This window comes from Serratia sp. UGAL515B_01 (genome assembly GCF_033095805.1).
Taxonomy (GTDB): domain Bacteria; phylum Pseudomonadota; class Gammaproteobacteria; order Enterobacterales; family Enterobacteriaceae; genus Chania.
The window spans coordinates 2,991,157-3,004,422 of the sequence record NZ_CP109901.1 but is presented as its reverse complement, the minus strand read 5'-3'; the positions used below and the strand labels follow the sequence as shown (position 1 = coordinate 3,004,422).

13 protein-coding genes are annotated in these 13,266 nt (G+C 47.4%); 12 read left to right on the top strand and 1 reads right to left on the bottom strand.

All coding sequences use genetic code 11. The features are described from left to right. Positions 1-28 precede the first annotated feature (28 nt). The 3 genes from OK023_RS13500 to OK023_RS13490 are packed head-to-tail and all read left to right on the top strand — an operon-like array spanning position 29 to position 3,979. Positions 29-1,579: a xanthine permease gene (locus OK023_RS13500; protein WP_317693227.1), complete on the top strand. Its 1,551-nt coding sequence runs from the start codon at positions 29-31 to the stop codon at positions 1,577-1,579. Positions 1,580-1,620: 41 nt separating this feature from the next. Further along, positions 1,621-2,571 (top strand): carbamate kinase family protein, encoded by a 951-nt coding sequence (locus OK023_RS13495; RefSeq protein ID WP_317693226.1) that lies wholly within the window; start codon positions 1,621-1,623, stop codon positions 2,569-2,571. Between the two features lie 13 nt (positions 2,572-2,584). Further along, positions 2,585-3,979, top strand: a complete 1,395-nt coding sequence (locus OK023_RS13490) for an amidohydrolase family protein (protein ID WP_317693225.1) — start codon at positions 2,585-2,587, stop codon at positions 3,977-3,979. Between the two features lie 103 nt (positions 3,980-4,082). Here OK023_RS13490 and OK023_RS13485 read toward each other — a convergent pair whose 3' ends face one another. Further along, a complete protein-coding gene (locus tag OK023_RS13485) occupies positions 4,083-4,943 on the bottom strand; it encodes a MurR/RpiR family transcriptional regulator (protein WP_317697710.1) in 861 nt (286 codons plus the stop codon). A gap of 224 nt (positions 4,944-5,167) precedes the next feature. Here OK023_RS13485 and murQ point away from each other — a divergent pair, with 224 nt between their 5' ends. The 9 genes from murQ (at position 5,168) to aroL (ending at position 13,010) form a co-directional block, all read left to right on the top strand. Then, complete coding sequence (gene murQ / locus OK023_RS13480; RefSeq protein WP_317693224.1) at positions 5,168-6,076, top strand: N-acetylmuramic acid 6-phosphate etherase; 909 nt, start codon at positions 5,168-5,170, stop codon at positions 6,074-6,076. Positions 6,077-6,078: 2 nt separating this feature from the next. Beyond that, positions 6,079-7,530 (top strand): PTS N-acetylmuramic acid transporter subunit IIBC, encoded by a 1,452-nt coding sequence (gene murP, locus OK023_RS13475; protein WP_317693223.1) that lies wholly within the window; start codon positions 6,079-6,081, stop codon positions 7,528-7,530. 603 nt (positions 7,531-8,133) lie between these two features. After that, positions 8,134-8,736 (top strand): lipid IV(A) palmitoyltransferase PagP, encoded by a 603-nt coding sequence (gene pagP / locus OK023_RS13470; RefSeq protein WP_411569359.1) that lies wholly within the window; start codon positions 8,134-8,136, stop codon positions 8,734-8,736. Positions 8,737-8,793: 57 nt separating this feature from the next. Next, positions 8,794-9,063, top strand: a complete 270-nt coding sequence (locus OK023_RS13465) for a DUF333 domain-containing protein (protein ID WP_317693222.1) — start codon at positions 8,794-8,796, stop codon at positions 9,061-9,063. A 269-nt stretch (positions 9,064-9,332) separates the two neighbouring features. Next, a complete protein-coding gene (locus tag OK023_RS13460) occupies positions 9,333-9,587 on the top strand; it encodes an ABC transporter ATP-binding protein (RefSeq protein ID WP_317693221.1) in 255 nt (84 codons plus the stop codon). 124 nt (positions 9,588-9,711) lie between these two features. Further along, positions 9,712-10,482, top strand: a complete 771-nt coding sequence (locus tag OK023_RS13455) for a class I SAM-dependent methyltransferase (RefSeq protein ID WP_317693220.1) — start codon at positions 9,712-9,714, stop codon at positions 10,480-10,482. Positions 10,483-11,042: 560 nt separating this feature from the next. Beyond that, complete coding sequence (locus tag OK023_RS13450) at positions 11,043-11,510, top strand: type VI secretion system amidase effector protein Tae4 (protein WP_317693219.1); 468 nt, start codon at positions 11,043-11,045, stop codon at positions 11,508-11,510. Next, complete coding sequence (locus tag OK023_RS13445; protein ID WP_317693218.1) at positions 11,495-11,854, top strand: T6SS amidase immunity protein Tai4 family protein; 360 nt, start codon at positions 11,495-11,497, stop codon at positions 11,852-11,854. Before OK023_RS13450 ends, OK023_RS13445 begins: the two co-directional genes overlap by 16 nt. 631 nt (positions 11,855-12,485) lie before the next feature. Continuing rightward, positions 12,486-13,010, top strand: coding sequence for a shikimate kinase AroL (gene aroL / locus OK023_RS13440; RefSeq protein WP_317693217.1), 525 nt, complete (start codon positions 12,486-12,488; stop codon positions 13,008-13,010). Positions 13,011-13,266: the final 256 nt, after the last annotated feature.

The following is a 13,266-nucleotide window of genomic DNA, read 5'->3' as shown; positions in this document are numbered from 1 at the left end:
TGTTTTAACGACCTGTGAAGGACATTCCATGAACAGAATAAAATTAGAGTGGAAATGCGGTGACTGGGCAGCCTATTTTGGGCTGATGACCAATAACCTGACTAATCTACTCACCATGATGGGGTTACTGATTTTTGTAGTCGGTATTCCCAAAGAAATTGTCTACGGCCGCATTGCCCCTGCCTTTGGCCTGGCAGTGCTGATGGCCAGCGTCTGTTATACCTGGTTTGCACTGCAGATGGTGCGCCAGACCGGACGTACCGATGTGACCGCGCTGCCCTCCGGCCCTAGCGCACCGTCAATTTTTACTGTGACCTTCCTAGTATTGATGCCAGTTTACCAGCAAACCGGTGATGCCGATTTTGCCATCCAGATTGGCCTGGTGTGGTGCTTTGTTGAAGCACTCATTTTGGTAGGTGGCTCGTTCCTGGGGGAAACTATCCGTAAGATGATCCCGCGAACCGTTTTGCTTTCCTGTCTTTCTGGTCTGGGGCTGCTGCTGCTGGCGATGAATCCGATGCTGCAGGCGTTCGAAGCACCTACGGTTTCATTCATTGTTCTGCTGCTGATCTTCATCAACTGGTTTGGTAAAAAACCCATCTTCGCGCGTATCCCCACCGGTTTGCTACTGCTGGTTGCTGGCACGGTCCTGGCGTGGATTTCCGGTCTGCAAAGTCCAGAGGCGATCAAGGCTTCAATGTCTTCTTTCGGGTTCAATCCGCCTGGAGTGCATGTCGACGGTTTTATTAATGGATTGCCGCATGCACTACCCTATCTGGCTTCAGCCGTTCCCCTTGGGCTGGCGAACTATATTTTCGACTTGGAAAACATCGAAAGTGCGCATGCCGCAGGAGATAACTACGATACCCGTAAAGTCATGATGGCGAATGGTTTCTCCTCAATGATTGGCTGTCTGTTGGGTAACCCATTCCCTGTGACCGTTTATGTTGGCCATGCGGGCTGGAAAGCGATGGGGGCAAGTATTGGTTACACATTGGCTTCTGGCGTGACCATGTTCGTTGTACCGTTATTTGGTCTTGGTGCCTTTATGCTTGCAGTGATACCGATGACCGCTATTGTGCCAATTCTGGTGTTTATCGGTGTGGTGACGGCCAATCAGGTAGTGAGGGAAACGCCGAAAGTGGAAGTGCCGGTGATCTTTATCTGCCTGTTCCCGTGGATCGCCAACTGGGCCCTGACCATGGTCAACAGTGTCATGGGGGCCGCGGGGACTTCCGCAGCCAAACTGGGTACAGAATTGCTGTACAGCAAAGGGGTATACTACCAAGGGCTGGTGCACTTGGGGAATGGGGCGCCGCTTGCCAGCATGTTATGGGGATGTATTGCTATTTTTGCCATTAACAATAAACCACTGAGGGGGGCAGTTGCGGCGGCAACGGGCGCACTGTTGTCATTGTTCGGTGTGATCCACTCTCCCACAGTTGGCTTTGCATTGGGTAGCTCGATGATGTTTATGTTGGCCTATCTGATGATGACAGGGATGTTTGTGGTGAAACATTTACTCGATAGCCGTGAAAACGCCCCAGTATCCGTGCAGGAATCAACCGAGACTACGTAACCTAAAACGGGCTTTGCCCCATCTCTTATCGGATAAAGCAGATGAAAGAACTTGTAGTAGTGGCCATTGGTGGTAACAGCATTATTAAAGATAACGCCAGTCAGTCTGTTGAACATCAGGCCGAAGCGGTAAAAGCGGTAGCGGGATCGGTGCTTGAGATGTTGGCCTCCGATTATGACATTGTGCTCACTCATGGTAATGGCCCTCAAGTGGGGCTTGATCTGCGCCGTGCAGAGTTGGCCCATCAATATGAAGGATTGCCGCTGACTCCACTTGCCAATTGTGTAGCGGATACTCAAGGAGGGATCGGCTATCTGATCCAGCAGGCGCTCAATAATCGGTTGGCGCAGCGTGGTGAGCAGAAAGCGGTAACTGTTGTCACGCAGGTCGAGGTGGATAAGAACGATCCTGGTTTCACCCATCCCACCAAACCGATAGGTGCCTTCTTTAGTGAAGCGCAGCGCGACACGTTGTTACAACAACATCCGAACTGGCATTTTGTGGAAGACTCTGGGCGTGGCTATCGCCGGGTGGTTGCCTCACCAGAACCCAAGCACATTATCGAGGCCGATGCCATTAAGGTACTTACGCAACAGGGCTTTGTGGTTATTGGCGCAGGTGGCGGTGGCGTACCGGTGGTTCGTGGCCCACAGGGAGACTATCAGGGCGTTGATGCGGTAATAGATAAAGACCTTTCGACTGCCTTGCTGGCTAGGGAGATTCGCGCAGATATCCTGGTGATCACCACCGGGGTGGAAAAGGTGTGCATTCATTTTGGCAAACCTAACCAGCGTGAACTGGGACGCGTCACTGTGCCAGAGATGACACGTTATATGGAAGAAGGGCACTTCCCTCCCGGCAGTATGCTACCGAAGATCGCTGCCAGTCTGGCATTTTTGCACCATGGAGGAAAACGTGTGGTGATCACTTCGCCGGAATGCTTACCGGCAGCGTTGCGCGGTGAGACCGGTACGCATATCGTCAATGTCTGAGAGGGAAGAAGCGATGAATGAGAATAAAAGCCGCCGTGATTTCTTGAGTCATAGCGGCAAGGCAGCCGCTGCTTGCGCACTATTCGGTGTGACTACGTCCGTTGGTTATGCTGCCCAGCCAGTAACAGACAAATGTGAGGTGTCACAACACATGCGGATCACAACCTCGCATTATTATCTGGATAACGTTCTGCTCGAAGCGGGTTTTGAGTTTGAGGGGGGGATCCCGGTTGCTACCCGGACAGAACTTAAAAGCCTGGAGATCAAACAAGGGAAGATCGTTGCTTTACACGGTAATCGGCAACACCCAGACAGCAATTTGCCGGTGTATGACGCTGGTGGCAAGCTGATGCTACCCACCATGCGTGATATGCATATTCATCTGGATAAAACGTTTTATGGTGGTCCTTGGCGTGCGCTAAATCGTCCGGCAGGCACCACAGTCCAGGATATGATCGCGCTGGAACATAAATTGTTGCCAGAACTACGGCCCCATACGCAGGAGCGAGCAGGAAAACTGATCGATCTTCTACAGTCACACGGTACCACCATTGCTCGTAGCCATTGCAACGTGGAACCCGTCTCCGGGCTAAAAAACCTTGAGGACTTACAGGCAGTGCTGGCCCGCCGTCAGTCCGGTTTCGACTGTGAAATTGTTGCTTTTCCACAGCATGGCTTGCTGCTTTCAAAGTCGGAGCCACTGATGCGTGAGGCGATGCAGGCTGGGGCGCACTATGTGGGCGGTCTGGATCCGACCAGTGTCGATAACGCAATGGAGAAATCTCTCGATACTATGTTCCAGATAGCTCTGGATTATGGCAAAGGGGTTGACATTCATTTGCATGAAACCAGTCCGGCTGGGTTGGCCGCGGTGAAATACATGCTAGATACCGTAGAGAAAACCCCTCAGCTGAAAGGCAAGCTGACCATTAGCCATGCCTTTGTACTGGCAACGCTGAATGAACAGCAGGTGGATGAATTAGCAACCCGTATGGCAGCCCAGCAGGTAACCATTGCCTCTACGGTGCCTATTGGTACGCTGCATATGCCGCTCAGTCAATTGCGTAATAAAGGCGTATTTGTCATGACGGGTACGGACAGTGTGATCGACCATTGGTCGCCGTTTGGTTTAGGTGACATGCTGGAAAAAGCCAATCTCTATGCACAACTCTACATTCGCCCGAATGAGAAAACTCTGTCGCGTGCGTTGGCGATTGCGACGGGGGATGTGCTGCCGCTGAACGATAAAGGTGAACGCATTTGGCCAAAAGCAGCGGACGACGCCAGTTTCGTGCTGGTTGACGCTTCCTGTTCCGCTGAAGCGGTGGCGCGGATTTCGCCCAGAACAGCTACCTTCCACAAAGGGGAAATGGTCTGGGGCAGTGTTGTACAAAGTCATCAAGTCTAGTGAGTCTTTTGGGGCCAGACCTGTGGCCCCATCTTACGGTCCATGCCGTGTTCTGCAATCAAATGACCGCCAAGGGTGCTCGTTTGCAATTGAGGGGCGTAGCCTAATCATCGAGGTTGTTAATAGCCATACTGGTATTGAGAAGCAGAGGTTTGGCAATGTCTTTTCGTTGTTGCATCAAGGCAAGGAAAATTAAATCTGTGAGGGTATTCTGTGCCGTTCTTGATGAAATCGAAGAGCTTCGCCACTCATTTTCGTCAGAGACACTTTCCAACACGTAATCTGCCATCTTGGCCAGTGGGTTTTCTTTACTGCCTGTTATGGCGATCACCGTTGCACCTTGTGCTTTTGCCATGCCGGCTGCGGTACGCATATCTTTCCTTCTGCCGCTGAAAGAAAGAACGATTTGCACGTCTTTGGGCGTTAGGCAGTGCGCAGTGGCTAACTGAACATGAAGGTCGGCTTCCACCAGGCTGATGATTCCTATTTTCTGCAATTTGTAGCTAAGATCTTTCGCCGTCAGCCCTGACCCCCATATTCCAATAATCTGTACCCGCTGGGCGTTATTGATAATATCTATCACTTTCCGGAAAACCTCAAAATTCAGCCTCCTTGTCGTTTCTATGATCGCAGCCGTTTTCTCGCTAGCCAATTTTTGCGCGATGACGCTCAATGAGTCTTCCGATGAAATCGCGTTATGTAAGGCTTTATGTGGGTATGATTTTAAGCGTTCATTTCTGCCCAATTCTTCGCTGATGGCAATTTTTAGCGCGGGAAAACCCCTCATGCCTATTTTTTGGCTAAATTTCACGATTGCAGACTGACTGACTCCGATGCTTTCTGCGAAGCGAGAAGAGGATAGCGTAAGTACAGACTCCGGTTTCTCAATAATGTACTTTGCAATCTTTTGCTGGTTTTCAGCGAGGTTAGGTAGCAACCAGGTTATTTCATTTAGAATCGACATCAATAATATCTCCAGCGAGTGTTATAGATTATTCCAGCTATGCTGGTTTTTATCCCTCTTTTTTAATTTATTGAAATTAAAGGATTAGTCATTCTTTGCCATTTTTGTTCGATGTTTATTCCTTATCGGAGCACCACATGGAATCGTTTTACCGTGATATGTGTCACATATGAGGAATAAATAATTCCTTAATATTGTCAAAAGCCTGAACGACTGGAAACACGATGAAAATTAATTTAAGCAAGATGGTAACAGAAAGCCGCAACCCTGCCAGCGCTGAAATCGATACTCTGTCAACACTCGATATGCTCGCATTGATTAACAGGGAAGATCAAAAAGTGTCCCTTGCAGTAGAGGCAACGCTCCCTGAAGTGGCAAAGGTTGTCGATCTTCTGGTAGAGGCTTTCGCTCATGGTGGCAGGCTGATTTACTGCGGTGCTGGTACATCAGGGCGGTTGGGGATACTTGATGCCAGCGAGTGTCCGCCAACTTATGGGACACCTCGCGAACAGGTTATCGGTTTAATTGCCGGTGGCAATACGGCAATATTACAAGCCGTTGAAAATGCTGAAGATAACGAAGAAATGGGCGCGCAGGATTTGCGCGACATTGATTTTAATGCACGTGACGTATTGGTTGGGATTGCAGCAAGTGGTCGTACTCCCTATGTCCTGGGGGCGATGGGATATGCACGTAGCGTAGGCGCTAAAGTAGCGTCAATCTCTTGCAATCCGGGGAGCGAAATGAGTAAGGCGGCAGATATTGCCATCGAACCACGAGTTGGGCCGGAAGTTGTCACAGGTTCATCGCGGATGAAAGCGGGAACCGCGCAGAAATTAATCCTGAACATGATAACAACCGGGGCAATGATCCGCAGTGGCAAGGTTTACAGCAACCTAATGGTGGATGTTGAGGCAACCAACGCCAAACTATTGCAGCGACAGGTCAATATTGTCGTCGAGGCAACGGAGTGTAGCCCAGAAGAGGCAGAGAAGGCGCTCAATGAGTGTAATCGCCACTGCAAAACCGCGATCGTGATGATCCTTGGCAACCTTTCTGCACAGGGTGCCAGTGCGATCCTGGCTAAAAATAATGGATTTATTCGTAAAGCGCTGCAAGGGATAAAGGTATAACCATGGCGAAAATAACCGTTTCTATGATTGAGCAGATTTTACTCCTCATCGGCGGCAGTAAAAACATCATTGTCTGTGGTAACTGCATGACAAGGTTGCGTCTGACGCTGAAGGATCGCCAAAGCATTCAGATGGATGACATAAAGAAAATCCCTGGTGTAATGGGGGTGATTAATGGTGATGACCAACTGCAGATTATCCTTGGCCCAGGCAAAGCTCAGACTGCCAGCGAGATGATGAATGCGCTGCTAAATGCTGAGCCGCAGCAGGGGCAGACGACAACTGAACAGACCGATTTGCGGGCGTTGGCTAGCCAGAACAAACAACAGAGGAAGGCGGGCCAAAATAGTGCGATTCATAACTTTCTGACTAAATTTGCCACTATTTTTACCCCACTGATTCCTGGATTTATCGCCGCAGGGTTGTTATTAGGCATAGCAACCCTGTTGCAGCAAACGCTGGTAACCGACGGCGTGGTTCAGGCTGCATGGCTAAAGGGGCTGATTGCCTACATGAAAGTGTTTAGCGTCGGTTTGTTTACCTTCCTGAGCATCTTGATTGGTTTTAACACCCAGAAAGCCTTTGGTGGCACCGGCGTCAATGGTGCGATTATCGCTTCGCTATTTATTTTGCGTTATGTACCTGAAGGGACCAGTGGTTACTACGCGGGGTTCAGCGACTTTTTTGGTCTGGTGATAGATCCACGTGGCAATATTATTGGCGTTCTCCTGGCCTGTATATTGGGAGCTTGGATTGAACGGCAGGTACGCCGGTTTATTCCTGACAATCTGGATATGATCCTGACTTCGACTATCACCTTATTGATTACGGGCGCGATTACGTTTGTGGTGATTATGCCGGTCGGTGGCGAGTTGTTTAAGGGGATGTCTTGGCTGTTTATGCATTTGAATGGTAACCCGTTCGGCACCGCAATTTTGGCTGGGTTGTTCCTGATCGCCGTAGTTTTCGGTATTCATCAGGGTTTTGTACCGGTTTATTTCGCTTTAATGGATGCGCAAGGTTTTAACTCCCTTTTCCCTATTCTGGCAATGGCTGGTGCAGGACAAGTAGGCGCGGCACTGGCACTTTTTGTCCGTTCACCCAAAGGCTCAGTGTTACGCACTCAAATTAAAGGCGCTATATTCCCTGGCTTTTTGGGTATCGGTGAACCACTTATTTATGGCGTTACGCTACCGCGGTTAAAACCCTTTGTGACTGCGTGTGTAGGCGGAGCTGTAGGTGGTTTCTTTATCGGTCTGGTCGCCTGGATGGGACTGCCTGTAGGGCTTAACACCGTGTTTGGCCCATCAGGTTTAGTCTCTATTCCTCTGATGACCTCGGCACAGGGTATTTATGCCGGTATGTTGGTTTATATTGCCGGCATTCTGATTTCGTACACCGCAGGGTTTATTTTGACCTGGCTGTTCGGCAGCAAGAATGTCGATTTGAATTGAATTTACGGTTTCAGGCGTGAGAAGGCCCTGCATGGCAGGGCCAATTTGTATCGGTATACTTGCCACTTGCATGTATGTTGCATGTGCTTAGTAACTCTGCCCATCTGTGTGCCCCATCCTTTATAGCTCGTTGCAAGCATCGTTAAAACCGATGAGAAACATCTTAGCGATTTCTCCTTCGAGCTTCTTTTCTGCATATTTCTCATTGGTTACAGGCATATTTGTCACCCCAGTCATCTGCTTTAGGTACGATAAGTCTTATTCATAAGATTTATCCTATTTATCAGCACAAGCGTTGTTCAACTCTGTTCCCGGTAGGTTTTGCTGCCTATGTGCGGCTTGAATCATTAAAATATATACCCGTCATTCTTCAAGTTGCTTGGGTGTTGGTGACGTCCGTTCGCACCCGTCACATAGTGGGCTATGCTCTTGGCGACTCGCGGTCTTGCTGCCTACAAGCAACTCGAATTATTTTGGGCATATATCGACTGACTTAGAAAAATCTCAAATGTACGGATATATGCATTGGCTAAATAAGATACAGCTTGATTTAGGTGGAATGATCGTTAAGAATCGCCCGCTGTATTTTTACCGGGGTTTATAATGGCTTTTATAAGAATTTCTATTGTATGTTTATTGGTATTAATATTTCCTGCATCACCTGTAAATGCTGAAACGGGTAGAGAAAACAACAACGTCAAGCATGCCAAAGATCAAGGATTATGGGCGCACTTTAAAAACAATGTGGCGGAAACCTGGAATAACTCCCCTAATAAGGAGTTCTATCTACCCGTAATCACCTGGCACAACCGCTGGACTTACGATCAAGAAAAACTCGACAATTATAACGAGCGACCGTGGGGCGCGGGTTACGGTATTTCTCGCTTTGATAAAAATGGCAACTGGCATGCTGTTTACGCAATGGCGTTCAAAGATTCGTTCAACAAGTGGGAACCGATTGGCGGCTATGCTTATGAAAAGATCTGGCGCCCTATCGAGAGGAAAGATTTTCGGTTTGGGTTAGGTTTCACCACTAGCATAACCACCCGTGATAATTGGAACTACATTCCTATCCCTGCACCGCTACCGTTGGTGTCGATTGGGTACAATCAACTGACTTTCCAGGCAACCTATATTCCTGGTACTTATAATAACGGTAACGTATTCTTTGCTTGGTTACGCTGGCAGCAACAAAACTTTTCTTGAATAAAAGTAATTTGTTGGGATGTGCCGCTGTTTAATCTCACTGTAGAGTCAATGCTAATGAAAAAATTCCTGATGCTTTTCCTTTTTCTCGGTGTCACCTTGTTACAAGGGTGTGCTACAAAGACTAAGAATGATGCACCATTCCCACCTAAAGTGAATCAAAATGTTGGTTTGGCGAATCCGGCCGATGTTTACTGCACCAAGTTGGGTGGCAAACTGACCGCTAAGCAAAATGCCCAAGGTCAGTATTCCACCTGTACTTTGACTGATGGGAAAGAAATCGAGAGTTGGGAGCTTTTTCGTCGTGACCATCCAGTAAAAAAGTAACCCTATAAGCCCACATCTGAAATCAAGGGACACGGCCTTATAGCTGCGCTAATGGCGTTTCACGGCGAGTGGGATACTGGAACGCCGACACGTAGGCGCTTATGTTGTGCATTTCCTGTATTACTCCCACTGCAACCCGATTACGTACAGCGACGTAGATAAGAAAGGGAGAGAAATGTGTTGTAATTTACGTTTTTTTACCGTCAATGCGATTGAAGGTTGAATAATATTCCCATTTATAATGACCTGTTAGCTAACAAGGAGCGCGTATGGGAATCAGTGAAGAAGAGTCTATCCGGCGTTTAGCCTTAGAGAAGAATTCCGTGGGGAATTCGGCAAAATGGGTGGCAATTGTTTCGGCGGTTTATTTTGTATTAATGCTGTTTTACGGCCATCCGATCGGTGTTCTTGCCATGTCCGGTTCGATTTTTATTGTTTCTGCTGCCACTTGGTTTAAGAAGCGTCAGAAGGTAAAAGCCTATCGCCTCGCGTTAGCCAAGATCAGCAATAGCGAAACGCCCTGATCTGCATTTAGCACTGAGGTCGTGTCCCTTAATCTCGCAGTCCCAAAAGCTCATTTGAGTGATGGATATAATACGGTGTAAGTCATCCGGCACAGGTATAGACCAGATAAAGATGGTAGTCACTATGAGTATCAGCAACAGCCATAAAAATGCGGTTGAACGTCAGTTTGGTGAACAGGCTAATGCCTACTTAAGCAGCGGAGTACATGCGCAAGGCAGAGATCTGCAGCGCTTAGCTGTCCTGTTGGCGGACAATTCCTCTGCCCGGTTACTGGATCTGGGATGCGGAGCTGGTCATGCCAGTTTTACCGCCGCATCTAATGTGGCTGAAGTTGTCGCGTATGATCTCTCGCCGCAAATGCTGGAGGTTGTTGGCCACGCAGCCCAGCAAAAAGGGCTGGCGAACATTCAGGTGCAACAAGGTGTGGCGGAATCGCTGCCATTCGATGATGCGAGTTTTAGCGTAGTGATTAGCCGTTATTCTGCACACCACTGGCATGATGTTGGCCGGGCCTTACGCGAGGTGGAACGCGTGTTGAAGCCAGGTGGAAAGGCCATCTTTATGGATGTGATATCGCCTGGGCACCCGTTACTGGATATCTATCTGCAAACCGTCGAAGTTTTACGTGATACCTCGCATGTAAGGAACTATGCGCCAGGGGAATGGCTGGGTATGTTCACTGAGGCAGGGTTGTTGGTGCGGGAGGCTACTGCTGACCGCCTGGATCTGGAATTCAGCAGTTGGATAGCTCGAATGCGAACACCGGATCATTTTGTCACAGCTATTCGCGCGTTACAGCAAGGTGTAGCGGAGGAAGTTCGCCAGCACTTTGCTATTCAGGACGATGGCTCGTTTACCAGCGACATTATGATGTTTGTCGCGGTGAAAGGATAAATTGGTCACCGTGTCATAAGCGGCAACTGTCCCAAAATGTCATCAAAGTGTGATGGAAAAAGGGCATCGGAGAATTGATAGGTTCTTTAATGTCCTGTTCCCGGCAAATTTGTCTTGGTGGCGCAGTGAGTGATTTTTGGCCTTGCTACCTTGATGCAAGGTCAAGTATGATGCCAAGCACTCGTCAATACTTCAGATCGCATGTGCGTTGGCTACACTCGTTTGCTCCTGTTACATAGCTATCTATACCCAAGTTCATTCAAGTTGCAGTTAGGCGTCAACTGAGCGAAGCCCTAGGTGCTTGATAAACCAAGGTGACTGGGGGATTGATGGCAACCAACACCGTTGAATGGTGAAGGCTATATACCAAGTTACGTCAAGATGTAGGTAAGTGGCAACGGAATGAAACTTGCTGGTGTGCTGAGCAACATAACCAATCCCTCTACAACTTGAAGTCCAGCGTATGTGTTCTTGGGACTCTCGAATTTGCTACTTTCTTGCAACTTGAAAGGCGATGGGGTTAGATAATTAAACATATACAATATAAAAAGGAAATTCAAATGGCATCAAGGCCTAGTTTTAATAGTATGTGGAGTAGCTTTTCAAAGGTTAATGTAGCTGTTCCCCAAGTTGGAAATATCATTGGTGGAAAAGTCAAAGCCAATATAGATAGTGGTATATTCCAAAATGCTTGCGCGATTCGCATGAGCTACGCGTTAAATAATGCAGGCATTAACATACCTAGAAATGAGAGCAAGTGGAAAACGTCATCTGGCGCTGATAATAAATGGTATATATATCGGGTCGAAGATATGATTAAATTCCTTAATGATCAGTTCTATCAAGCAGATGTGATAAGCAAACTGAGTGTTAATAAAAGTGATTTTAGTAATAAGAAAGGTATTCTTGCATTTAACGTTAATTGGAGTGATGCAACAGGTCATGTCACACTGTGGAACGGGGTTTTGTGTTCTGATTCCTGTTACTTCGAAAAAGCAGGTGGTGCTCAATTATGGCTTCTAAAATAATAGCACTTATATTTTTATTTTCTTTCTCTGTTATTGCTGGAGAAAATGATAAAAATAATGATCCACAGAAATATAATTTAGAAAACTATGCTTTAAGCATGTGTTTAGCTAAAGGCTTTACCGATGGTGAAATAAATAAGGAGGCATTTTCTGCTGTTGGTGCTTATGTGGAACTAGGCCCTTATCCTGTTGAAGCTTATGAAGAAGTTAGTGAGCTTGCTAAAAGGTTCTTGGCTAAGAATTATATAAGTAAAAATGGTAATTCAAAGCTTACGGTAATGAAATGCATTGACTTATCGAGAAGTGAACAGTTAAAAGCGATTAAAGATAAGTATGCCCAGTAAGGGGACTCGACTTTACCGTATTAACGCTATTAAAGTGGGTGAGTACTGCGCTACTGATTTATTCAGTAGCTAACCCTTGTATCTTGAGTGGTGATGGGTATTTACTCAAGTTTATAGGCAGAGGGCAGTTGAACGATAAATCGGTTAAGCATCGATTTGAACTGCGTTTGAGTTACTGGTATGAGTGAAATTCAAGGATGATACACGTTCCCACGGACGGGGCGATTATGTGCCGGTATTCCTCACACTCCACCGGCCTGAAGCTTAAAGTAAAACGTTATTAAGTAAACTCCTTGTCGAAAACATTTCACTGGATGAGATGCTCCGTGGTATACCGCTTTTTTTGTTGCGGTTACTGCAGCGTAATCTTTTATTGCCATCGTTAGTTTCTGCCGTCGATAAAATCTGTTTAAATATGGCTTCTTGACTTAAACAAGGAGTAAGCGATGCGAAAAGATGAAACAGATTTTGCTTTTAGTCGCAGTAGAGCAATTTAGTTTACACTGTTGTAAATATCTAAATGCAAAAGTAAGGGGCATGATGAATCAACAGCGGCAATTTTTGCCCTGGCTGCTAACACTCTCGCATGCAAACCCATGCATTCGAGCCATCGTATAAAGGACGACCCGTAATGACACAAACCATTTTTATGGTAGGCGCTCGCGGAGCAGGTAAAACAACGATAGGCAGCGCATTAGCGCAGACATTGGGTTATCACTTTATTGATACCGACCTGTTTATGCAGCAGACAGTGCAAATGAGCGTGGCAGAAATCGTTTCGCAGGAAGGTTGGCAGGGTTTTCGACGCAGGGAAACGCTTGCTCTGCAAGCGGTAACACAACCGTCAACCGTTGTTGCTACCGGTGGCGGGGCAATCCTGGCCGAAGAAAATCGGCATTTCATGCGGCAGCATGGGACGGTAATTTACCTGCGTGCACCAGCCAGCATTTTGGCACAACGTTTGGAAGAGGTTCCCGAGGAAGGGCAACGTCCAACCTTGACCGGAAGGCCTATCGCCGAAGAAATCTCAGAAGTGCTTACCACGCGCGAAGCGTTATATCAAAATGCTGCACATCACGTTATTGATAGCAGTGCTAATCCGCAGCAAGTCGTTGAGCAGATCCTCACTGTACTTCGTATCGTAGCGATAAAGTAAATGTTATTGGTCATGAGGCTATTTGAACGCGCTATGCTGTGTTATTTATGCTCACTTGGCCCACCAAACCTTATACTCTTTTCTTTGTATCGTGCGTATATGCCCCGTGAAGTCGGCGAGATCACCGGGGATTTACCTGTCAGCCAACCCAATGGCGAAGCCCTTTTTAATTTAATATGAGCGCTGCTGGCGGTCATCTGAGTACAAGGTGATGCGTGAGCTGCGCTGTAAAGTGGGCCAAATAAGCGACGAACGA